The organism is Streptomyces sp. NPDC002076, from assembly GCF_053593835.1.
The window spans coordinates 179,551-202,268 of sequence record NZ_JBSFDI010000009.1 but is presented as its reverse complement, the minus strand read 5'-3'; the positions used below and the strand labels follow the sequence as shown (position 1 = coordinate 202,268).

At 64.4% G+C, this 22,718-nt stretch carries 16 protein-coding genes and 1 tRNA gene; 4 read left to right on the top strand and 13 right to left on the bottom strand.

The genetic code is table 11. From position 1 onward, the window contains the following. Positions 1–13 precede the first annotated feature (13 nt). The 6 genes from pglZ to ACWCQS_RS20950 all read right to left on the bottom strand — a co-directional run bounded on the left by pglZ (position 14) and on the right by ACWCQS_RS20950 (position 11,008). Entirely contained in the window at positions 14–2,509 is a 2,496-nt protein-coding gene (gene pglZ / locus ACWCQS_RS20975) for a BREX-1 system phosphatase PglZ type A (protein ID WP_451005810.1), read from the bottom strand. Then, complete coding sequence (pglX, locus tag ACWCQS_RS20970) at positions 2,502–6,002, bottom strand: BREX-1 system adenine-specific DNA-methyltransferase PglX (protein WP_451005809.1); 3,501 nt, start codon at positions 6,000–6,002, stop codon at positions 2,502–2,504. The genes pglZ and pglX overlap by 8 nt, the downstream gene beginning before the upstream one ends. Beyond that, positions 6,002–9,487 carry a BREX system P-loop protein BrxC gene (gene brxC / locus ACWCQS_RS20965; protein WP_451005808.1) on the bottom strand — a complete coding sequence of 1,162 codons (3,486 nt, stop codon included), beginning with the start codon at positions 9,485–9,487 and terminating at the stop codon, positions 6,002–6,004. The genes pglX and brxC overlap by 1 nt, the downstream gene beginning before the upstream one ends. Positions 9,488–9,491: 4 nt before the next feature. Next, positions 9,492–10,091 carry a DUF1788 domain-containing protein gene (locus tag ACWCQS_RS20960; protein ID WP_451005807.1) on the bottom strand — a complete coding sequence of 200 codons (600 nt, stop codon included), beginning with the start codon at positions 10,089–10,091 and terminating at the stop codon, positions 9,492–9,494. After that, entirely contained in the window at positions 10,088–10,717 is a 630-nt protein-coding gene (locus ACWCQS_RS20955) for a DUF1819 family protein (RefSeq protein WP_451005806.1), read from the bottom strand. The genes ACWCQS_RS20960 and ACWCQS_RS20955 overlap by 4 nt, the downstream gene beginning before the upstream one ends. A 90-nt stretch (positions 10,718–10,807) precedes the next feature. Then, complete coding sequence (locus ACWCQS_RS20950; RefSeq protein WP_451005805.1) at positions 10,808–11,008, bottom strand: helix-turn-helix domain-containing protein; 201 nt, start codon at positions 11,006–11,008, stop codon at positions 10,808–10,810. A gap of 974 nt (positions 11,009–11,982) precedes the next feature. On the opposite strand from ACWCQS_RS20950, the gene ACWCQS_RS20945 reads away from it, so the two are divergent. The 3 genes from ACWCQS_RS20945 (at position 11,983) to ACWCQS_RS20935 (ending at position 13,927) form a co-directional block, all read left to right on the top strand. Beyond that, entirely contained in the window at positions 11,983–12,132 is a 150-nt protein-coding gene (locus ACWCQS_RS20945; RefSeq protein WP_451005804.1) for a hypothetical protein, read from the top strand. Between the two features lie 289 nt (positions 12,133–12,421). After that, positions 12,422–12,910, top strand: a complete 489-nt coding sequence (locus ACWCQS_RS20940; protein WP_451005803.1) for a hypothetical protein — start codon at positions 12,422–12,424, stop codon at positions 12,908–12,910. 636 nt (positions 12,911–13,546) lie between these two features. Then, on the top strand, positions 13,547–13,927 hold the full coding sequence (locus ACWCQS_RS20935) for a hypothetical protein (RefSeq protein ID WP_451005802.1): 381 nt from the start codon (positions 13,547–13,549) through the stop codon (positions 13,925–13,927). A 205-nt stretch (positions 13,928–14,132) separates the two neighbouring features. Here ACWCQS_RS20935 and ACWCQS_RS20930 read toward each other — a convergent pair whose 3' ends face one another. From ACWCQS_RS20930 to ACWCQS_RS20905, 6 genes are all read right to left on the bottom strand, one after another. Next, positions 14,133–15,449 carry a HesA/MoeB/ThiF family protein gene (locus ACWCQS_RS20930; RefSeq protein ID WP_451005801.1) on the bottom strand — a complete coding sequence of 439 codons (1,317 nt, stop codon included), beginning with the start codon at positions 15,447–15,449 and terminating at the stop codon, positions 14,133–14,135. A 4-nt stretch (positions 15,450–15,453) separates the two neighbouring features. Continuing rightward, complete coding sequence (locus ACWCQS_RS20925) at positions 15,454–15,861, bottom strand: E2/UBC family protein (RefSeq protein WP_451005800.1); 408 nt, start codon at positions 15,859–15,861, stop codon at positions 15,454–15,456. A 4-nt stretch (positions 15,862–15,865) separates the two neighbouring features. After that, the gene (locus tag ACWCQS_RS20920; RefSeq protein WP_451005799.1) at positions 15,866–16,126 is read right to left on the bottom strand and encodes a multiubiquitin domain-containing protein; all 261 of its coding nucleotides are present in this window, start codon (positions 16,124–16,126) and stop codon (positions 15,866–15,868) included. A gap of 95 nt (positions 16,127–16,221) precedes the next feature. Then, on the bottom strand, positions 16,222–17,970 hold the full coding sequence (locus ACWCQS_RS20915; protein WP_451005798.1) for an AAA family ATPase: 1,749 nt from the start codon (positions 17,968–17,970) through the stop codon (positions 16,222–16,224). After that, a complete protein-coding gene (locus ACWCQS_RS20910) occupies positions 17,967–18,914 on the bottom strand; it encodes a hypothetical protein (protein WP_451005797.1) in 948 nt (315 codons plus the stop codon). The genes ACWCQS_RS20915 and ACWCQS_RS20910 overlap by 4 nt, the downstream gene beginning before the upstream one ends. Then, positions 18,889–19,536 carry a hypothetical protein gene (locus ACWCQS_RS20905; RefSeq protein ID WP_451005796.1) on the bottom strand — a complete coding sequence of 216 codons (648 nt, stop codon included), beginning with the start codon at positions 19,534–19,536 and terminating at the stop codon, positions 18,889–18,891. Before ACWCQS_RS20905 ends, ACWCQS_RS20910 begins: the two co-directional genes overlap by 26 nt. 1,409 nt (positions 19,537–20,945) lie before the next feature. On the opposite strand from ACWCQS_RS20905, the gene ACWCQS_RS20900 reads away from it, so the two are divergent. Beyond that, positions 20,946–22,655: a recombinase family protein gene (locus tag ACWCQS_RS20900; RefSeq protein WP_451005795.1), complete on the top strand. Its 1,710-nt coding sequence runs from the start codon at positions 20,946–20,948 to the stop codon at positions 22,653–22,655. Here the strand turns inward: ACWCQS_RS20900 and ACWCQS_RS20895 are convergent. Next, a tRNA-Leu gene (locus tag ACWCQS_RS20895) sits at positions 22,620–22,704 on the bottom strand. The genes ACWCQS_RS20900 and ACWCQS_RS20895 overlap by 36 nt on opposite strands. Positions 22,705–22,718: the final 14 nt, after the last annotated feature.

The window sequence follows — 22,718 nt, the reverse complement described above, 5'->3', positions numbered from 1 at the left end:
GGCCGTACCCTCCCTAGAAGTCGAAGTCCGAGGCGAACGAGCGCTTCAGCGTGTACATCGCCTTGCCGTAGACGCGCCACTGGGTCGTGTTGGGGATCAGTTCCTCCAGGCGGAACTCGACCACCCTGTTGTTGTACTCGTTCGCATCTTGGCTGAGCAGCATGACGGCGCTCTGATACCGGTCACGCTTGTCAGCAGATTTCTGGTCGAACACCAGCTGAGCATGGTTCGAGATGAGGGTCTCGCCGAAGTACAGGCCGGCTCGCACAGTGCGTGGCTGGACCTTCTCGCTGACCGGCTCGGTCTGGAAGAGCTTGACGACCAACTGTCCGGTGGTGATCTTGTCCGACTCGGGCAGGATTTCGACGTTGACCAGCCGAGTGTCGCTCTTGCGCTTCTTGTTGATGGCGAGCACCGGCACGACGATCTCCTGGAGGCTTGCCCCACCGTGGACGAACCTCGCGCCGGAGCCCTTGAGTCGCAGTCGGTGGATCGACTTGGGAATCTGCACCTCGTAGTCGCTGTCGAGCCCGAGTTGCGCTGAGTTGAACGTCTTGAACGCCGGGTCCGTCTTCAGCCCTGTGCCCAGCACGTAGCGGCGTGCCTGCACGGCGATGTTGTCGCCCTGGGGGGCGACGGATAGGTAGCCTGCGTCGTCGAGCGCGGAGTCCTGGAAGAGGAAGCCGTGGTCGGCGGTCACGAGGATGTTGGTCGCGTTGGCGTTCGTCAGGCGCTTGACGAGGTCGACGAGCTCCTCCAGCGTCTTCTCCGCGGCCTCGAACACCTGCCGTTCGGTACCTTGCTTGTCCCCTATCGCATCGATGCGGTTGTGGTAGACGTACAGCACCTGGTGCTGCTGGTACAGCTCGCGAATCTCGTCGCGGGTCATACCGAGCAGGTCTTCGGCGGGGACTGCCGTGCCCATCACACTGGCGAGGATCTTGCTGCGATTGTCAGTCCCTGCAGACGGCTGGCCGTCCACATCGACGCGATCGCCCTTGCCGGCGTATCCGATCGTGGTGTGCGGCAAGAGCGCGGCCATCCCGAGCTGGGTGTAGCTCGGCAGCACACCCAGAACGGCATCAAGGGTCGCGTCGAAACGGTCCTCCTGGCGAATACGCGAACCCAGTTCGTCGGCGATCTCGTAGCGCAGGGCATCGGAAATGATGACGACGGCCTTACGACGGCCGTCCCGTGTGATGGGCCTGACGTGGTCAGCAAAGAACGAGGTCTGCGGCCGGAGCAAAGCGGAACGCCACCGGTCGACTCCATCAACATGCTGCTGCCAAGCGGCGCCCAGGGTGTAAAGGAACTTGTTCGCATAGAACGACTCGACCTGTGCTCGCAGTCCCTCCAGGGGTCCGGCGAACTCGGCGGTGCGGGCCGCGTGGGTGAACTGGCGGTAGAGCTGGTCGATGCGGAACCACTCGTGCCGGTACCGATCCAAGCCCTCGTCGAAGGACTGCATCGACAGGCTGAGCGTGCTGAGCGCGGTCAGCAGGTCGGAGGCGCTGCCGATCGCGGCGTACAGCTTGCGGTACCCGTCGATCCAGATGCTGGTCTGGCGGCTGCGGATGACCTCAGCGATCTCGCGGGCCGCGACGGTGCGGTCGGCGACCGCACGCGCAAGATCACTGATGATCTTCCGGTCGACTTCCTCAAACAGGTCATTGCCCAGCAGGTCCTGGAAGTCTGCGTCCTCGATCGTGCTCGCGTAGTCCAGGTCTCGGGCTACGCGTTTCGCGAGCGTGGTCATCGCCTTCTGGCTACGGACGTCGTAGCGCAGGCTTCCGAAGTCGAGCTGGATGTTCCGTAGCCCGCCGGGACGTTCAGATTTGAACCCGTCAATCGCCTGCCGGAACATCCACAGTACGAAGTCGTCGATGCTCGGGCTCTGCGACTCGTAGCCGTAGATCGAGGCGACGCCCTGCCAGAAGAAGTCGTCAAGGCCGTACTCGACGAGGATGCTGTACTTCGCCTCCGCACCATTAGCATTCTCGACCAGCAGGGTGCGGGTGATCTCCATGAGACTGTGCTCACGCTGCCCGAGCAGCACAGCCGACATCTTGGCTTGCAGCAGCCGCGCATCATCGCCTGCATGGAGCAGCTCCCTGAGGATCTGCACTCGCTTCGTCGCCCGGAAGAACTTCTCGTGTGCCCGCACGACCTCGCCGATGCCATCGGCGGCGAGCCCGAGTTCCTGCTGCACCAGTGAGGTCCGGTCCGCAGTGAACACCCCGTAGGCCAGCTCCAGGTCGAGCAACCAGTTGCCGATCCCTGTCGGCACGGCACCCGAGCGGTAGACGAGGAACTTCGTGTCAGGCTCCACGTGCAGCAGCCGGTGCTTGACCGCATACTCGTCGTTGGCGACACGCACGATGTCGACGCCATCCAAGCCGAGTGAGTCGAGGTCAGCGGCGTACTCGCCCTCGGGGTCGTGCCAGAACACCACCCGCTGCGTCTCGAAACGATGCTCCAGGTGTGACCGGACGGCGGATGTCTCAGTCATTGCTTGCCTCAAGGCCGGGAATCTTCTTCAGGGCGGCACCGAGCTTCGGGTAGTTGGTCTTCACGCCGTCATCGAGGTCGATCTGTACCTGCTGGGTCGCCAGCGGGTACAGCACGTCGTGCTCGTACTCGTCAAGCTCAAGCAGAACCTTGCGCAAGCGGTCGACCTCCTTCTGCGCGGCAGCCTTCTCCCGAGCCGTGCCCGTCCCCGCGGCGAGTCGCTCGTGGTGCTGTCGGCTGGCCTCCAACTTCGCCTTGTACTCGCGCAGGTACTCGTTCAGCACGGTCGAGGCGGTCGACGGCGTGTAGCGGTGCATGTAGATGAGGGCGTTGAACGATCCCTTGGGGCTGGAGAACATCCAGTAGATCGGGCGCTTCTTGTACCGCTGAACGTGGTCCTTGTAGAACGACTTCACGAAGTAGTCGCGCAGGTTCTTGACGCCGAGTGACTCTGTGACGAAGCGCAGATTCTCTTCAAAGTGCTGCTCGCCGAACGCCACCCGAAGGAACTGGCGGAATCGCGCCACTATGTCGTCCTCGAACCAATCGCCATCGACGATCGGAATCACATTGTCCTTGTCGGGCAAGAACGACGGGTCCGGCACCTTCGCGATGTAGTCCTGGAGCGTGTCGCCCTGGTTGGCGAGGATCAACCCCGGTTCGTCGAGGCTGTAGCGCCCGAGCATGCAGCCGACCGCGTAGGAGACGAGATCGCCGGCCCGCTGCTGGGCATACAGCTTCTCCTGCTCGGCTGCTGACTTGCCCTCCCCGAAGCGGGCGACTGGGTTGCAGTGCAGCGTGATGCGGTCAAGCGATACCTCGACGTCGACCTCAGACGCCAGGCCGTATGCTTCGGCGACCTCCGCGTTGACTTGGGTCTCCAGTTCCCGCGCACGAGCGGCGACGGCGATGCCGCGTTCCAGCGCATCGGCGACCGCTTTCCGCAGTAGGCTCTCGCCGTCGGCCACGACGTCCAGGGCGCCGAACTCCCATGCCGTCTCACGGCTGTTCCAGTCGGCTCTGTGAATGTCGACGAGTTCTTCGACGGAGGAGACGGCGGTGTCAGACACGTCGACGACCGGCAGCTGAGCGAGCGTGCCCACCTCGACGTTGAGGGTCGGTGACGTCGCTGCCAGCATCTCCCGGGCGACGGTCGCATTGCAGATCGCCGCCAGGTGCAGCAGGTCCCGTTCGTTCCCGAAAATCGACGAGCCGGCGTCGGCGAAGATGAAACCGGTCGGAAAGAGACGGAACGCGGGCAGCCCTGTCCCGACCTTCGACCAGGACACCGATGGGCGGAAGTACAGCTGCGGGCTGCGGATCACCGCCTTGGGGCGCTCGGCCATCAGCTCCCGGCCGTCATGCTCCCAGTTGACGACCCAGTCATGATTCCCGTACCACTTTCGGTAGTCGCCACCTTTGTTGTAAGGGAACCACTTGAACGCGCTTCCCGCGGCTTCCTCCCTAGTGAGGCCAGGGCCGAAGCGGTCGGCGCTCACCTCGGTCCACAGGCGGAGGAAACGCTCGTTGTCCGCAGTCGCCATTCCCTGCCGCGGTACCCCGACCTGCGCGAGTGGCCTCCCCAGAGAGAACGCCTTGAGCATCTGGGCGGACAGCCAGTAGGCGATCCTCATGTCCGGAACGGCCGTGAACTCACTCGGCGCGAACAGCGCGTATCGCTCATTGGTGACAGGGAACGTCAGGGGAACGCCGGTTGAGTCCGTCTCGTAATAGCGGACACACTGGAACGTGGCCTTCGCCCTATGATCGGGCACGTTCTGAATCACGGTGGCCGCGGTCCCGAAATTGATGCCCATGCTGGTGCTGCCTTTGCCGACGTAGGGCATGTGCACCATGTTCCGAATGCTCTTGCGCGTGACGATCGTTTCGCGGAGCTCCTTGTATGTGAGGAGGAACATCCACGCCTCCATCGTCACCATCGCGGAATACCCGCCGGACGCCACCATGTCGAACGATCGCTCGATGAACATGGAGAAGAGGTCGGACTTGGTGCTCGGATACTCCTCCTTGACGTACTGGGCGAGGCGGGACGCCATGTTCTTGCCGCCCATATATGGGGGGTTGGCGATCAGCACGTCGTAAGGCTGGGACAGGTAAGCGGCCTGCTTGATGACGATCTCGGCACGCTCACGCAGATCTTGCGCGAACAGTCCGTGGTCGTCGGGGTTACTCACCTGGAAGCGCTGCCTGACCGACTCAACCACGGCTCTCTTCGGCCGGATGAGGGCGCCGAAGGTGTCCGCGTGCGCGAACTGGTTCCAGAACGCCTCCTCGGAGGCACGGTCACCGTTGCCGGTGACGAGGGCATCCAGCTCGTCGGAGGTGAACGAGACGGGTTCGAGCACGCAAATGTTCGGCTCGACCTGCTTGTTGAAGAACGTTCGCTGACGAGCGCGGCCCTTCATCGTGAGCGCGAACGCAGCCAGCGCACCGGCACGGGGGTCGATCTCGGTCCCGTAGAGGTTGTTGGCGAGGATGAGCCCCGGGATATCAGACGGCGCGTAGCCCTCTTCCTCGTATATGGCGTATAGCAGGTCGAACGCGTAGGTGAGCATGTGACCGGAGCCACATGCGGGGTCAATGATCTTCAATTCTTCAGGGCCGGCAACCGTGAGGTAGTCGGTCTCTTTGTCGACCGGAGCGATGTAGTACTCCATCTGATCGGCGAGCCGCGAGTTGGGCCGGTTGAGCAGCCATAGGCGCCCGAGGGAGTTCTCGACGAGGTAGCGGACGATCCAGTGCGGGGTGAAGAGCTGGGTGGCGGCCGGGATCTCGGCGGCGCCGGCCTTCTTGTTCTTCTTGAACCCAGCGAAGACCTCGTCCTTACGCTCGGAGATGTAGAACTGGTACAGCCAACCGATGACCTCGACGTCTTGGCAGACGTCCCTGGTGAGCACGGTGACGGCCCGGGCTAGCACGGAGTCGTCTGCGAGCAAGCTCGCGGGGATGAGCAGCTCGGTGTAGTCGCCTTCACGCTCAAACATGAACGGCATCGAGCGATTCCAGTGACGGCAGTACTCCGCGAGCAGCAGCGAGTACGCCTCGCCCTGTGGGTCGTCGCTTCGGCGCGTACCATTGAGCAGGCTCGTCACAGTCTCGGCGGTGCGCGTGTTGGTGACGACCGTGCTGTCGATGTTCCCACGTTTGGCTTCCGCGAGGATCTCCGGCTGGCCATCCTCGCGGCCGTGTTCGGGTGAGACGACGCCAATGCCGGTGTAGCCGTTGGCATCCATAAACCGCAGCGCGATGATGCGGTTGAACCAGGTGTAGGCAACTTTGTCGGCCACGGTCTCGCGGCCCGCGTCGCCGCCGCCGGCAGCGTTGACGGCCTTCTCCAGTGCCGCGACGGCGCTGCGCTGCTCGACACGCTCGGGCGAGGAAGGGGCGAGCACGACCGTGATGCGGGCCGCAACCTCGCGGATGAGTGCGGTGCGCGCCCAGGTGGCGAAGGACTTGAGCGGAGCGGTTTCCATCAGAGTGCGATTCGCTTTCCGTCGTTGAGTGTGGACAGCAGCGTGCTACGGAGCGCGTCGAGGTACCGGTCGACGTCCTCGATCGTCTCCAGCACGCCGTGGACACCCGGCACAGTGATGGTCTTGACCGAAACGGTTTGCTTGACGGGTGCCGGCACGGGGCCGTCGTCGCCCGTGGGGCGTGTGGAGGACACGAGCTGGTCGAGCAGCTCAGGGTAGGTCGTCTCTTCGAAGCTGTTGCCCACCTCGCGGACCAGGGCGATCTGCGTCTCCCGCTCGACGCGAGCGATGATCTGGTCGATCTTGCTCGCGACCCGCTGTTGTGCGTCCTCGGTGGCGTTCGCGTAGTAGACGCTGCCGAGCACCTCCGCCTTGCGCCCTTCGATCGCCTGAATCACCGTGGCCCGGTTGCTCGCGAGTGCTTCGCCGATCTGCTTGCTGAGTGCCTCTGCGGCTTGCTTGAGCTGGGTCATGCGGTTGCCACGGAACGCATTGGGATCTCCGAGCAGCCGCTTGACATCGGCGTCGCTACCGGTGGGCAAGTAGCCAAGGTTGTTCGTGTTCGCCGTGAGCAGCGTGACAGCTTCGTCGTAGATGACCCGCTGGCCTCCGCTGAGGAACGACTGGATCGGGTCTGTCACGGATTCCTTGGCGTCGAGCAGCTCGTCACCGAGACCGAACTCGGTGAGGTACCACTCGTCGGGCTTACCGACGGCCTGTTCGAGCAACGCGATCGGTGCGGTTAGCTGCTCCACGAATGGGTACTTCGACCCGTTCATCTGAGCCTTCAGCTCGTCGAGCTTGCCGCGCAGCTTGTCGCCGCCGTGACGGGCCAGCTCCAGGGGGTCCTTCGGCGCGGTCGCCTCGTCGAAGAAGTCGCTGCAGAACTTGCGGAACATCGCGACCTTGCGCTCGTCGAAGGCCTTCTGCGGAGCGACCACCGCATGCGAGTGCTTCTGCGTGTTGCGCAGCACCGTCGCGACCTCAGTGCGCTTCAGGGTGTTCCCATCGACGGTGATCGTGAGCTTCGAGGTGCCGACAAGCCACGCGATGACGACCTCGATCGAGGCAAGATCCCAGCCGTAGGGTTTTGCCTGGAACGCACCCACAATCGTCTTGACGGTCGCCTGCTCGCCGAGCCGGTCTCGTTGCAGAACGAACGAGAACACTTCGTCGCCCGGGGTAGCGAGCATCGACAGCGACGGGTCGTCGAACATGCCCGACTGGTCGGGGTTGGCGAACGTGGCGACCTGCTGCTCGCTGTAAGTCGCCCCGCCGAGCAGGCGGAGCTGGGTGTAGGTACGGCTGACGAGGTCTTGGAACCCATCGGTCACACGAGCGATGGCGTCCTGCGATGCGGAGGTCACGTCGGCGGCGTTGATTACGAGGTCTGCCTTGCCGATGGCCCGGCGGATGCGCTCGACGATTTCCTTCTCGCGCTCGACGTTCTGTGTCGCCTTGGAACGAAGGATCTGGTCCTCGATCGCCGAGAGCGAGGTCGTCTGCTTGCGCTTGGTGTACTTCTCGGTCTTGATGAGCAGCCGCAGGTCGGACAGGGCACGCTCGTCGGGTTCCAGGATGACGCGCAACTCGTCTTTGCCGGCGCTGTGCATCCGGGTCTCTTCGGGGCCGAACGGGTACTCCGGAGTGATGAAGTGAACTGTCAGCTCGCGCTGCTGTCCATACACCTGGTCATCGAGCTTGTAGCCGAACGCGAAGTCCTGTCCATTCTTGGCGTACCGAAGCTTGTTGGTGCGGATGACATCGCTCGTGAGCATCTTGAACAGGCGACCGCTGACCTCGGACGCGTCGATGTCGACGTTCTTGATCTCTTCCTCAATGACCTGTTCTTCGTTGGTCAGGTACACGTAGACGTTGCCGTTGCGCTGCACGTATGTCTGGGTCTCCAGCAGCGTCAGGGCCTCCTGTACCTGCTTGGACAGGGCGGGCAGGTCAAGGCCGAACTGGTCGTAGACCAGCACGGTCAGGTTGCGCGGGGTCGCGTGGAAGCCCTCGACGTACTTGACCAGGAACAGCGCCTTGAGGAGGCGCACAGCAAGCGCGTTGTCGAGGTTGCGTTCGGCAACGTCGATCGAGCGCTGCGCGGCGGACTTCAGCGAGGCACGGATGCCCGCGAACATGTGGTCGAAGGTCGCGAGTCTGCCGACCTCGACATCGCCGACGTCCTTGGCGACCTGCTGCACGACGCCGAGCATGGAGCGCTCACCGACCGAGCTGTTGCGGCCCTCGAACACGTTGTGGTCCGAGATGCCTTCTATCGCCGCCTGGAAGAGCGGGAACTGGTAGCTGACGAATGGGTACGTGCCGGCAAAGTGCGCCTCGTCGGTGTAATTGCGGTAGGTCTTCGCACCGTCAACGAAGTCGAACAGCGTCTTGAAGTTCGCGTGCTGCTCAGCGTAGATCTTCGCGAGGGCGGACTTGCCCGCCTCATTCTTCTCCAGAAGACGCTTGCGGATGACCTCCTCAACATCGGCGCTGGTGAGTTTCACTCGAGTCCTGAATCGCGCCTGGATCTTGGAGAAGTCGTTGCCCTGCTGCTTGGTGCGGTCGCCGACGACCTTGTCCATGTCCTCCTGGGAAGTGACGAACACCCACGCTCGCCCCTGGCACTTGGTGTTCAGCGACTCGGCGATCGTCTGGAGGTTCAGCATCAGGTGCGTGTTGGACCCGATGAACTGGCCGACCTCGTCCACGAAGAAGTTCAGCCGGAAGCCCTCGTCCTGCTTGTCGACCCACGCCTTGACCTCGTTAGCGAAGTCCTCGATCGACACCGCGTACTCGCTGCGGTACTTCGTCAGGATGTTGGTCGGCGTCCCTTCGGTCTGGCCGCTGACTTCGGCGTACGCCTTGGCCACATTGGCCTCTTCGAGGACACCCTCCTCGCGGCCATGCGTCCAGTCGCGTCCCGCGATCTGTGCGTACGCGGCCTTGAAATCCTCGTACTGGCCGCGGTTGTCCAGGTCCCGCTCGAATCGCGCCACGTGGCCCTGGTTGCCGTAGTAGCCACAGCTCTCGTCGAAGACCTTGACGAACACCTTCAACAGTGCGTCGTTCTGGTCCTTCGTGATGAGCGTCGCCTTCTGATCGATGTTGAACAGCAGGCTCTTGGCGGGGATGCGGTCGGCCTTCGTCAACAAGGCCGGGAGGAACGCTCCCTGCGCTTTCGACCGGAAGCTCTCGGACACGCGCTCGCGCGGGAACTCCTGCCCGTCTACGTCGCCGAGCAGGTGGGCAAGCATCTTGAGCAAGTGAGACTTACCGGAGCCGAAGAAGCCCGAGATCCACACACCGTTCGCGTTGGTGTAGTTCGTGTACGCCTCAAGCAGGAGTTCGAGGCCCTTGGCCGCCTCGTTGGTCAGGACGTACTCGTCGACCTCAGTGCCCAGATGCGCGGTGTCGTCAGCCTTGATGACGCCCTCGATCGGACGCTGGACATCCTTGGCGAAGATCGCGTTCAGCTTCATCGAGTCAAGCCTCCTGTTCCAAGATGTTCTTGGCTCGGTAGTACTGGTCGTCTTTGAGTCGCCCGAACAGCACGAGCGACGACCCCAACGTGTCGGACTGCTCGTAGCGGCCAGGGAAGAACAAGAGCATCGGCTTACCCGTCACAACGCTCTGCAAGTTGTTCAGCACGTTGTGTGAGCGGATGTACGGGAAGACTTCGCCGATGCCGCTGAGGAAGAAGATGTCGAAGTCGCCCTCGGCGAGCTTGGCGCGGATCGCAGGTGAGATGTGGTCCTGCGGGTCGAGCATCCCCTGAAGCAGCTCGCGGAAGTCGGATTTGTCCTGTTCCGGTTCGAGGGCGAGCAGGCGATCCCAGACTCCGCGCTCTTTGAGCATCTCCACCGACAGGTCGTAGAGATTGATCTCACGGACCTCGATTCCCTTGTTGGCCAGTCGGTTCTTGATGCGCTTCTTGGCCCCCGCGACCACGAGGGCGCCCTCGGGGTCGTAGGGGTAGATGAAGAACGGCACCTCGTTGCTCAGGCCCTCCATCTGGAGGAACCGCTTGCCACTGAGCACCTGAAACAGATGCTCTTCCTGCTTGGACAACTCGGTCGGCGTCACCGCTCGGCCCTTCCTGTAACGTCATCATTGGTGGGGAAGAACCGCAGATCGCTCGGGCTCCGCGTACACAAGGCACCAGCAACCCGCTGCGATAGCACGGCTTGGAGCAGGTGTCCGCAGTCGGAGAGCAGGCCGGCCTCGTTAAGCATCCGAAACATGTTCGAGCGCAGTCTGCGCAGCGTCGAGTCCTTGACTTCAGCCAGCTCGGGATGCCACAGAGCCTTGCCGCGCACGAAGCTGTCGTAATCGTCGTACGTGAGCGTCGGTGTCAGCAGGAGGAACCGCTCGCGCACCACCTCCTCGGCGAACTCACCGATCAGGTCATAGCGACGGCAAGCAGCCACCCACAGCAGGTGTCCGCGCTCGGTGGCCGTCGTGTCGATGAGCAGCTCGATCTCGTCGTCGGTAAGCACGGCGAGCCGCTGGGTGACCTCACGGGCGAAGCGTCGCCCCGACGCGACTGTGCGAGCTTGCAACAGGTTGTCCTGCTCGATCACCGCGCGCACCTTCGACCAGTCGTGCTCGCGCAGGTACATCGGCGCGGCGATGACAGCCTCACGCATGAGGAGGGCGCCGCTGGTGAACGAGAGCGCATAGCGCGACGCAGGGGCGGTCCCTTTCGACACGGGTCACACCTCTTTTCGGAAATCAGGCAAGTCGTCCAGGATACGGCGACCCACCGACACCTCCTTCGTGTCAGTGGGCAAACCGTCAGGTCAGCCCGGACCTGCGTGGCCGCTCGATGACGCGGCACCCCCGCCACGCACCCACTCATCGATTTCACTGGCCTGGAACTTCCAGAGGCGGCCGAGCTTGTGGGCTGGCATGCCCTTCTCGGCGATCCACCCGTACACCGTGTCTTTCGTGATGCCGAGGTGGGCGGCGATGTCGTCGGCGGACAGCCACGGTTCAGTCACGGTGGAACCTCCAGTCGACATTCAGCGTGAGCGCATCGGGCATGCCTACCCTACCGGTGCCTACGGCGGTCCAGACCCGGTTTAGCCGGGTGTAGCCGGACCATGCCGCGCTGCTCCGTATCTTTCCCGGTTCAGTGCCGGGCACGGTGGGGCATGGAGGCTTCACTCTCGGTAGCCGCCGATCTCGACCCAGCGCCCAGCTGAAGGAAGCGGCGAAAGGGGCTCGGCAACCGGTGAAGTGTCTGCGCAATTCGATGCTGATCACGAAGACCGCTTGCGAGCTGGGCTTCCGTCGCTGCTGGCCCGGGCTACAGGGCGTTCTGTAATCAGCCTTCCTATCGTGCGAGACCGTTCCGCCGAAGGGCTCGCGCCTGTCCGACGCCAAGGCCTCGAGGGTCCGCTGCTCGGCGGCCTTAGCGGGTGGGTGAATCCGAACCCGGCCCTGGCCTCCTCTGCCCTTGAGGTCCGTCGGCCGGCCAAAGGGCACGGACGCGGCCCGCCACCCGCACCCTCGACGAGCGACTCAAGGCCGCCCGCTCCAACCTCAGCTTCCAGGACCGACGAGTCGCCGATCTCGAAGCCCAGATCGCCGCCCCCCGGGACAACACCCTGACATGAGGCATACAGCCCTCCTGGGTGCCATCGATGAGGCGGCACCCAGAAGTGCCACCTTGTCCGTTCCCAGTTGAGGTGATCAGCCGGATCGCCTCTGATCAGTGCCCGTTCAGTTCTGCTGGGACGCTCGGCATCCGATCGGTCCCAGCAGAAGTGAGCAGAACGGTCCCGTGCTTTGACGTCGATGTTCCTCGTCACCCTGACCCGCAACGCCCTTGCCGGCAAGGGACGTTCCACCGGATACCTCCACGGCCCGCCCCGAACAGCCCTGCGTTGGATCACCTGTACCACCCGACACGGAGGACACCTGATGCCCCCCCCCAAGCCAGCCCCAGCCAATCACCAGCCCAGAGATGGTCGTGCTCGGCACCGTTGTGGGGCTCACCGTTGCAGCGTTCTCGGCCGCACTGTGGGGGAACGCCGAGCAGAGCGAGCGCGGATTCCGGCTGCTGGACTGGCTGCACAAGCGCAACGAGACCGAACTCCCGCCCGCAGAGTCGGAACTGTAACGCTCAGCAGGCTCGCCCCGTCTATGGCGTGACGCGCCTGCGGGAGAGTGGACCCCTCGCGCGGGCGCCGACCAGTTTCCAGTGAGGCGGGGAGAACAGCATGTGCTGTGCAGTCGCCAGTTCTCGTTCCAATGCTCCTCGTGCGCCGAACCGCCGGGACTCGTCACGGTCGCTTATCAGGTCGTGCGGGAACCGCCAACCTTCGCTGGGAACGGACACACCCCAAGGCAACCCTCCAATCGTCAGGAATCCTTGACGGCAGCCATGTTCGTCAGGAATCCTTGACGGCATGACGCTTAAGGCACAGTACGACCTTGATGGACACCGCTTCGACTCACGGACAGTCCTGGACGAGTCCGATCCTGAGAGCCCCTATGCGGTTGGCGCTTCCGCGGCCTGCAGTTGCGGATGGACCGGCACAACCGAGTATCGACTCGACGTCGAGCCCGGCCGCGAGGATTATGCCGAGCGATCAGCCCGCACCGAGTGGGCACTTGACCACGCGAACGGCCTGATGAGCACTACGATGCCTAGCGCACTTGCGGACCAAATCCGCAGCGTTGCAAAGGAATTGGATGCACTCGTCGAGGCGGATCGCCCGATGGCGGCCTTGTCAGCGATTCGCCTCAGCGGAGGTCTGTTCGCCGAGCAGGCCCGCAGTGCCGCACAGCGGGCTTCATATCTTGATCATTCATGGTCCGAGATCGGCAAGGCGCTCGGAGTCTCCAAGCAGGCCGCCTGGGAGCGCTACGGCAAGGCTCCGACGCCGTCGAGTTAAGCGATGCTGGCTCAGCCCATAAATACAGCCTGACTCCACGAAGTCCTTCGAGCTTCTGCTGCCAGCGGGCCCGTCAGCCTCGATGCTCGATGGAGGACGGGCCGCCTCAGGACACCTCCCGAATGGGCAATCCGGACCGGATTCCATCACCATCACGGACATGTAGTCTATGAGTCGTCGCAGTTCAGAGCCGCTTCACGAGTTCCTGCGGTCGGTAATGTCGAGTGCAAGAAGGGCGCCGACGGCGGTGTCCTCTCGCAGGCCGTCTCCTACCTGTCCTGGCTGGACTCCGCACGTCATGAGTTCGAGGCGCTGGTCAAGGCGAAGCTGCGTTCCGAGGCCGCCGAGTCGATCGACTGGCGGAACCCGCGGATGGTCTGCATCGCGGCCAGCTTCTCGCACCACGACCGGGTCGCGGTAAAGCGCCTACACGAGCGGGTCGACCTGGTGCGCTACCGCGTCTTCGACGGCGGGCTGCTGAGCCTGCTGCTGATCGAGTCCGCATCTGGGTCTCCCAGCCCCGTTCCGGCTCGGCGGCAGCGTCGGAGCCCCGCGGGAGGCCGATGCCCTGATTCCTTGGTTGATCAATCCTGACAACGGATATCGTGAGCGGTGCGTAGAGGCTGGGGAGGGGCTATGGCGCGCTGGGAAGTTGAAGACGATGCCTGGGACGACATCCGCGAGCAGTTGAGAGCCGAACTGGTCAAAGTTGCCCGCAACCAGTCCTTGATCCCCTATGGGAGGCTCGTGCGCATCACGCCCGAGCTGGACGGCCCTCAGTCGCATGCCTTCCACGAGATGCTGGGCGAGATCGGAGATGCCTGCCACGCCGAGGGCTTGCCTTTGCTCAGCGCGCTCGTGACCTACGACGAGCCTGCGAGGGGTCCAGGTCCCGGCTTCTACGCGTCTGCTACGCGTCTGGGCCTGTCTGTTGGAACCAACCGCACGGCGCAGATGGACTTCTGGGCGCGCGAGGTCGGGAAGTGTCACGACGAGTGGAGCGTTAGGCGACCGTAGGGATCTACCGAGCGGCGCCTCTGCAAGTAAAGGCGCGAAGTTAGTCCAGGTAGGTGCCGGCGAACGCGCCGTCGAAACCGAGCGCAGCAAGTCCCTGCTCAACGCTGGGGTAGGTCGTCCCGTCCGCTGTCAGCAGACCGGGCGTCGATACAACCGGATGGCGATCGGCTGCGACAAAACCCTGCTCGCCCCCATCGCGAGGCTCTCACTTGTCGTACCCGCAGTCGATGCAGCCGGGACTACGTTCTGGAATCCGACGAGGTCCGACCTGTGTCCCTGGAGACTTCACCGACCCGAACAGGTCGATATCGAGCCATCGCGCTGGCTCGCGGGCACCGGAAATCCATGCGCCGAGCTCGGCAAGTGCTGCATGGACGGTCAGTCCGTTCAGGTAGACGACCGAGGGGTTGGCGACGCCGGTTCCGTACCCGTGTAGGCGGTCGACGGCTTGTTGACGGTCCGGTTTGGCCCAGCGCGAGATCTCCGCCGAGTCGAGTTCGTTGAGGCAGGTCAGGCACGCGGCGCCGGGCAGCATGAAGAAGACACGGCCGCCGATCGCGACAGGCTGTTGATGGTCATCGACGCCTGTAGCGATGTCGAGAAGCGGGGTACATGTGTCGATGGCGATCTGGTTGAGGCGGTGCCGCGGGCCATCGTGGTCGACGCAGCCGATGAGCAAGTCGACATCCTGCAGTTCGGGATGTTCGCGTGCGGGTGTGAGCCCGGGGAAAATCTGGACCTCGATTCTCGGGTCGATCGAGTGCATGCTGCGGCGCGTGACGATCGTCTTTGGGCTGCCGATATCGGCTTGGTCGGCGGTGACGAGCCGGTTCAGGTTGGTTGTCTCGACGAGGTCGTCGTCAAGGACGATGACCTTACGGAACCCGATGTAGGCGAGCCCGAGCGCGACGTGTGACCCTGTGCCTCCGGCGCCGACGACCGCCACGCGCAAGGCAGCGACGGCCGCTTGAGCCAGGGGTCCGAGGAGCAGGGTCTGGCGGGCGAACCGGGTGTCGGTGAGAGGCGGCGCGTTGAGCACTTTGATGTGGTCGCCAAGTACGGTGACCGTGTCGAATGGCTTACGTTCGAGCTCGCCGTCGGTCCCGGGACGCCACCAGTCGGCACGTGCCATTCCTTGCGCCCATACTGCAGCCCCGTAGGGTGTCCCGCCCAGCAGGTCGACCGCGTAGGGCGACATCTCAGCGAGCGCACGCTCATCGATGGGTGAGAATCCTGGTGGCTTCAGCCGGTGGTTGTGAAATTCGACGAGACCGCGTCCGGTGGCGACCGCATGGTTGTGGATGCGATCGAGCGCCGTGTCGGCCAGGCGCCAGCCGTCGTGGTTCGGCTCGATCTCTTCGTCGTCGATGAGTGCGATGTCGACGACCTCGAGGACGGGACCGCCCTCGCCGTTGTGCAGCAGCTTAGTGAAGGCAAAGGCGAATCGCTCGCCGCGCGCGTCGGCCAGATGCCGCTCGATGCGTTCCCAGTGCTCGGTTCGCGTGAACTTCAGAGTGCTCATCGGTTCAGCTCGCCTCCTCGAAACGGGACAGAGCGCCGGCCAGGTAGTCCGCGAGGTTGCTGCCCTGTGCGGGGTCTACGTGGGGGTGCCAGTCGTTCGGGTCGATGTGGTAGGAGAACTGCAGCCAGGGGCACCCGGCGTGCTGCTGTATGCCCTGGCTATTGCCGGGCGTTGCGCCGCCAGCCAGGGTCAGGTCCGGGCGGGCGCAGATGTTGTCTGGCTGGCCAGCGGGATAGTTCACGGGGACGGCGAACAGGACGTCCGTGTCGGTGTGGGACCAACCTGCGGGCAGCGGGTGGTCTCGCAGTGTGACGACGAGAGCTTCAGGGTCGATGGTGGCGTTCGGGAACGCCTGGCGCAGCAGCTCTTCCTCCTGTGCCAGGCGTTCGGCGAGCCGGTCGGGCACGGACACGCGATCAGCCTCGCTTGAAGCGGGGACGGCGCTTGAACTGGGCGCCGGGCACGAGGTGGACTGTCTCGTCGGGCGTGATCGTGATGCGGCTGCCGTCCGGCAGGATCTGAACCAGGCCTTCGGCCGGGTTGATGCCGGCCATCGCCATGATCTGCGCGCCTGTAATCGTCGGCTTGTCGTGGGTGTATTCCACGCCGTTGACCTCGAACACGAACGTGGGCTGCTTGGTGTGGTCTGTCTCGGTCTGACTTTCTGCGGCTGCCATTGCGGGGCCTCCAAGGATCGACCCGCCGGATGCGGGCTTTCACCTCCTGGTCGTTGGCGGCAGGCCGTCCGCAACCCCCTTCACGCAAGAATGTTTCAGGCCGAATCTGTGGTGGCGTAGGTCAGCTCCACGACGTCCGGTGCGGCGCTGGCCAGACGGCGTGCCAGCCGTTCTTCATAGGTGGTGATGAGGATTTGCCCTACGGTGCCCTCCTGGACGGCTGACACCAAGGTCTGGGCGACTGCGGCGCGGCGGCGCGGATCAAGGTGCTCGAGCGGTTCGTCGAAACACACGGTCGAGGCACGTGCAACTGAACTCGCCAGCAGCAGTCGCGTCACGAGCAGAGCGGTGGACCGTTCTCCGCCGCTCAGGTCGCCCACCGTCAGCGTGGCGTCCCCGTGGGGGATGGTGAGGTTTCCATCGGCGTCGAAATGCAGTCCGTCGGTGCCGAACACGAGCTTCCAACGGCGGCCGACCTCGTGCGCGATCGGTTCGATGTAGTCGGTCAGGTAGCGGTCGGCCAGCTGGTGGATGGTCTTCTCGGTGACTTCCATGACCATGTCTTCACGTGCGGCCGCGATGAGGGTCGACTGATCGTGTGCGGCTTGCCGTAGTCTCGCCAGCTCGCTCCTGGCTGCTCCGAGTCGAGCCGACGCCTCACCGTGGCGTTCAGCGAGATCTGAGAGGCGTTGACGTGCTTCGGCCAGCTCGGTGACTGCCTCTGCGCCAGGATCGTCGCCGACCGGTTCCGTCGGGGGGTGTAGCGCATTGAGGGCGTCGCGGAACTCGGTAATCGCGGTCAGCCGCTCGCGAGCCCGCGCGGTGTCGCGCGTGCGCTGTTCGATCTCGGCGTGCGCAGCGTGGTCCACACCGCCGTGTGCGGAGGCCGCAGCGTCGCGTTCGGCTGGCGTCAGCGGGCGAAGGCAGGTCGGGCACTGATCCGTGGCAGACGCAAGGATCTCGGCAGCCGATGCTGCACGCGCTGCCCGAACCTCCGCCGCTGACGTGGCCGCCAGGCTGGACTCGAGCTCGCTCGAGGCGGCACGCTCGTTGCTGGCGATCGCAGACCTCGGATCCTGATCGCCGAGAACGATAGAACCGGCCATGCGTGCGACGAGTCGCCTTACCTGCTCGTCGAAGGCATGGGCGTTCTGCCGGTAGTCGCTCCAGGCCTGCGCGAGAGTTGCTGCTGGTTCCAGCCGGTGCGCCAAAGCATGCGCGGCCTGTCTCTGATCTGCGATCCCGGACAGTTCCGCCTCCAACCGTGAGACAGTCTCGGTCATCGATGCGATGGCGTCATCGGTTCCGCTCAAGTCATCGCGCAGAGCCTTGATCTTCGCCGCAAGCTCGGACCTCCGCGTATTGATCGCTTTGGCGGCCTGCAGCATCGGTGTGATGCCGAAGATGTCGGCGAGGTGGTCCTTGATCGGAAAGCCGGTGGCCTCCCCTTTCGCCCCGACGCCGAAGATCAGAGCGTCGAGAAGTCCCGGATCGGCCGCCCAAGCACGGCGCAGGAGTTGCGTGTAGGCCTCTTCGTCGATCGCACTGCCGTTGGCCTTCGCAGCGAAGCGAGCGGTGCCGCTGCGCTTGATCGACCTGGTCAACTGTACCTCGGTGTCCGCCAGCACCAAGTCGAGGCACACTGTCGCCGATTCGTGGCCGACGCGGACCGCCTGGCCGAGCCGGCGAGCCGGGGGCGCACCGAGCAGGCCCCATCGCACGGCCTCGACCAGCGACGTCTTGCCGACGCCGTTCGGAGCGACGAAGAACGTGACCGGGCGGCTGAGCTCAAGGTTCAGCGTCTCGTAGGCCCGCCAATGGCTCAGGCGAATGCGTCGGATCACGATGCGGCAGCCCCCGCCATCTCCGCCAGACGATCGACGAAGTCATCTGGCATCAGGCCGCCCGTTTGCACACTCACTACGAGGGCGCCGAGTTCCGCCGCATCGACGTTACCGAGTGCAAGCTGACCTTCCTTCTTGTACTCGAGCCGAGGCTTCGCACGAAGAGCCTGCGCGATCTGTGCCCCACTCACCTCGCTCGCCACGGCGTCGAGAGCTGCCGTACCCGGAAGCACGTCGAAATCGGCGACCCGGTCCCAGCGCGGCAGACGCCGCTCGAAGAACCGTCCCAAGGCGAGCCCCAAAGGCTCAGGCAACATCGAGCTGCGAGGGTCGCGCCACCCCAGTACCGGACTGATGGAACGCGTCACGTCAGCAGGCGACAGAACGACCGCCCGCTCGGCGTCACCGGAAGTGACACAAATCGCCGAGATATCGGCGTACAGGTTAAAGAACCGCCCGATTCCCTCCGGTGCGCTCGACCACGTGTCGGTGTCACCCACAAGGACGGCTACCGCTTCCGCCAGCACAGCGCACTGCGCAAACGCCCGCATACCTTCGGGTGCCTCCGGCGACCACGTGGGGTGGAACTCCATCGAGACACGGCCTCGAAACCGAAAGGCCACCTCCTCAAGCGAGGCCTTAAGCGTTTCGTCCACTTCTCCGCCCGAGGCCCGCAGAGCCGAGTCGGCGGCCATAGGCAACGGAGCGGACGACGTATCTGCCACCAGGCCCAATCGACGAGCGACGGGGTCCTGCTCGAGAGGTGGGAGTTCCGGGTCTCGATCGGCCAACGCCTTCACAATCTCGAACTGCCCCGTGATCGCCGCTCGACGGCTCGGCGGCAGATCCGACAGGTCCGGCTGGGGGCCGAGGCCGCGTAGGAACAGTAGGTACTCCTCGATAAGCGCGTCGTTCAGGTTATCCAGTTCCTCGTTGTCCGTCACTGTGCCACCTCCCGTCCCGTGGTTCCTTTACGTCGCTGCGCTTCGATTCGACGCAGCGTCTGATCGCTTCGATGGCACGCTTTCGCTGCCGACTCGCTGCTTGGTGCGTTTTGCCGTTGCGGAACGCCCAGTCGGACAAGAGCTCCTCTCCCATGATCGTCTCTACTACGAGATCGCGTTGCTCATCGGTCAGAAACCCGAAGCATCCCTCGGCCAGAGCGACGACTCGTTCGTCTTCCTCTGCGGCTCGCACGTCGTCGTCATGGAACTCCACCGCCGCCATAGTTACCCGGTCGGCAAGGAACTTCTTGATCCCTTCACGCTCGCGCACGACTCCCCTGCCGATGTCCTGCCCCCGTCGGTAAGCGATTACCTTCGCCAGCCCGATGACCGATGACACATCAGCGGGATCCTTATCACGCAACTGCTCGAACGCCTCACCGACGGCATCCTCGACGTCGTGGGCATCTGGAATGGAAGAGGTGATCGAGCGAATCCCACGCCGGGCTGCCTGGTACATGGCTCCACGGACCGTGTTGTAGAGCTCAAGCGCGTCGAGCCGCCCCTGCCGCCATCGCAGTTGCAGTCTTTCGGCTTCGGTGTCCGTCCCAGGCTCGTCCATCACTCGTACGTCGGTCGGAAGGCGGCGACCGCAACCCCCTCCCGGAAAGTTTTTTGGCTCCGCATCGTGCCTGCGCGCGGTACGACTCTGCCCCAGTGCGCCCCATGCGAACCAGAAGTCGCGCAGCCAGGCCGCAGCGGGTAGACACAGCATGACGAGAAGGGTCTCGTCGCAGCAGGCCGCCGGCCGGTTCGCGACGGTTCGTCGGGCGGTTGGGGGCGGAACCAGGACAGGCACGGGCTTCCAAGGTCATGGCGGTTTCTGCGCCTCGTGGCCTGTCTGGAAGATCGTGCCGACCGACGCGTCATGCTGATTCCGCCTGCCCTTGATCAGCTCCTCGAGTAGTGCTCGCGCGCATCGACCGTGGAACCCGGCATCGGGGGCCGGATGGCCTGTCGGCGCCGGACTGCGCGGCCTATCCGTGGACGGCAAGTCCCTGCGTGGGGCGACGAAGGCCCAAGGATGGAACCAGCCGCTGGTCCAGGGCGCGATGATGGCAGGGGCTGGCCAAGTCCCGCACGTTCTGGTCGAAGTGGCCGCCGACACGTACACCGCTCGATGGATTCGAACCAACTGGGCGAGTTCATGAAACGGTGGCCGGACAGTTGGACGAGCTTCGCGCGATGCACTCCACGCTCACCCCAGCCCGCGCCGAATGGGCCGCGCGGACTGACACGACAGTCAACGCCCAGGCCGCGTAGTCCGGCTGAGCCAAGATCGCCCCCATGCCAGCGGTTCCAACGCCATGCCCCGACGACTGTTGCGAACGGCCAGCTCTGAGGTCCCGCTCGTCCTTCCACACCAGGGACTTTTTAGGGACTTTCAGCCCTGTCTGAGGGACTTCCGAGGGACTTTTTGCCGCCTAACGCGGCAAGCTGCTGAAAGACGGGAAAGAGCCTCCGTCCCAGATCAGAGGCCCTTTCCCAGGCAAAGCCACAGGTGGCGGCAGACGAGTCGGGCTGTACGCCGGGTTCAGTCCGACCGGGAATGGACCAACGGGCCCCACGGCCAGCCGCCTTACCCAAACGATCATTGGCCAACACAGGACGTCAAAATCGACGTGCGACATCTCTATACGGGATGTGTCAGCACTGACGAGTCACCTGACCCCGGCGCCCAACAGCGCATGCTCCAGCCCGCATCCGAGGCACACTCAAGTCCGGACGACCCCCAGAAGCTCCACGTGTCGCTCCCCGACGAGACACCCGAGGTGACCGAGTCCGTCGCTGCCGCCCTTCTGCACCTCCTGCACGCCTTGGTCGCCGATCCCGTCCAGGCGTGTCCCGAAGCCGGAAATGGCTAGCGAGGGTGGATCTCGCTGGCTCTTCTCATCCATTCGAGGTACGACAGACCGCCACATAACACCCGCAACGCGATACACGCCATACGCCCCGGGGGTCTGACCGCACATGATCCGTTTCGCCTTCGCCGGACGCTGTTCCACCGAGGATCTCCAAGATCCCGAGGCCTCAAGGAATTGGCAGCTCAGCCGTGCCCGAGCCCTGATCGAGCCCGCCGGGGGCCAGATCGTCAGCGAGTACTTCGACGTCGGACACAGCCGCTCCCTGCCCTGGCAGCGCCGCCCCCGCGCCAACGAACTCCTCCAAGCCCTCCGCGACCCGAACCGCGGATTCGACGCTGTCGTGATCGGGGAGCCGCAGCGCACGTTCTACGGCAATCAGTTCGGCAACACCTTCCCTGTCTTCGTCCACTTCCGCATCCCCTTGTGGGTCCCGGAGGTGGGCGGCCCCATCGACCCGGATAACGAGGCCCACGACCTGGTCATGTCCGTCTTCGGCGGCATGAGCAAGGGTGAACGCAACCGAATCAAGATCCGGGTGCGGACGGCGATGGGCTCCCAGGCCCAGCTCCAGGGCCGCTATCTAGGCGGGCGGCCGCCCTACGGCTACCGGATCGCCGACGCAGGCCCCCACCCCAACCCCTCGAAGGCCGCCGCCGGCCAGCGCGTCCACAAACTCGAGCCCGACCCCGCCGCCGCACCCGTCGTGCAGCGGATCTTCCGTCTGTACGTGGACGGCATGAGCTACAGCGCCATCGCCGCCCAGCTCACCCGGGAAGGCATCCCTTGCCCCTCCGCCCACGACGCCACCCGCAATCCACACCGCAAGAAGACCGCATGGCAGCAGGGCGCCGTGCGCGCCATCCTCCTCAACCCCCGCTACACCGGCCACGAAGTCTGGAACAAACAACGCAAGGAAGAACGCCTCCTCGACGTCGACGACGTCACCCTCGGCCACCGCACCCACATGACCCACAACCCGCCCGACGAGTGGATCCACTCCAACGAACCCGCCCACGAAGCGATCATCAGCCCCGATCTCTTCGATGCCGCCCGCATCGTGCGCACACAGCGCGCCCGCAACCAGGGGCGGCAGGAGCGCGCCGGCAAGCGGGGCGCGCGCCCCTACGCTCTGCGCGGCCGGGTCCGGTGCAGCCTGTGCGGGCGCAAGATGCAGCCCGCCACCATCCGCAGCCGCGTCTACTACCGCTGCGAATTCAAAGAGGAAGAAGCCGCCCTCTATCCCGACCTCACCCACCCGCGCACCGTCTACCTGCGAGGAGACATCGTGTGCCAGGCCCTGGACCGATGGATCGCCCGGGCCTTCGCACCGGACCGGCTCTCCGCCACCATCGAAGCGCTCACCCACGCGAGCGCCGCAGCAAGCACCGCAGAGCCCCAGAGCCCCGAACAGGCCCAAGCACGCCAGGCGATCAAGGAATGCGAGCGGCGGCTCGCCCGCTACCAGGCAGCCCTCGATGCCGGAGCCGACCCGGCCGTCGTCACTCGGTGGATCAACGAGGCCCAGCGGGACAAGGACGCGGCGCAGAAGAAGCTCGACGCGCACCCCGCCGTCACTCGGAAGAAGCAATCCCCGCTCGACGCGCGACAGATCCGGGAGATCACTGAGAGTCTTGGAGATATTGCACAGCGTATCCAAAGGGCCGCCGTCGAGAAGAAAGGTCCGCTCTACGACGCCCTGGGCATCACCATCAGCTACGAACACGCAACGAGGACCGCGACCGTAAGGTCGAGGCCCTCGTTACCGTATCGTCAATCGTTGTGTCCGAGGGGGGACTTGAACCCCCACGCCCGATAAAGGGCACTAGCACCTCAAGCTAGCGCGTCTGCCATTCCGCCACCCGGACTAGGTGTCTGCCGC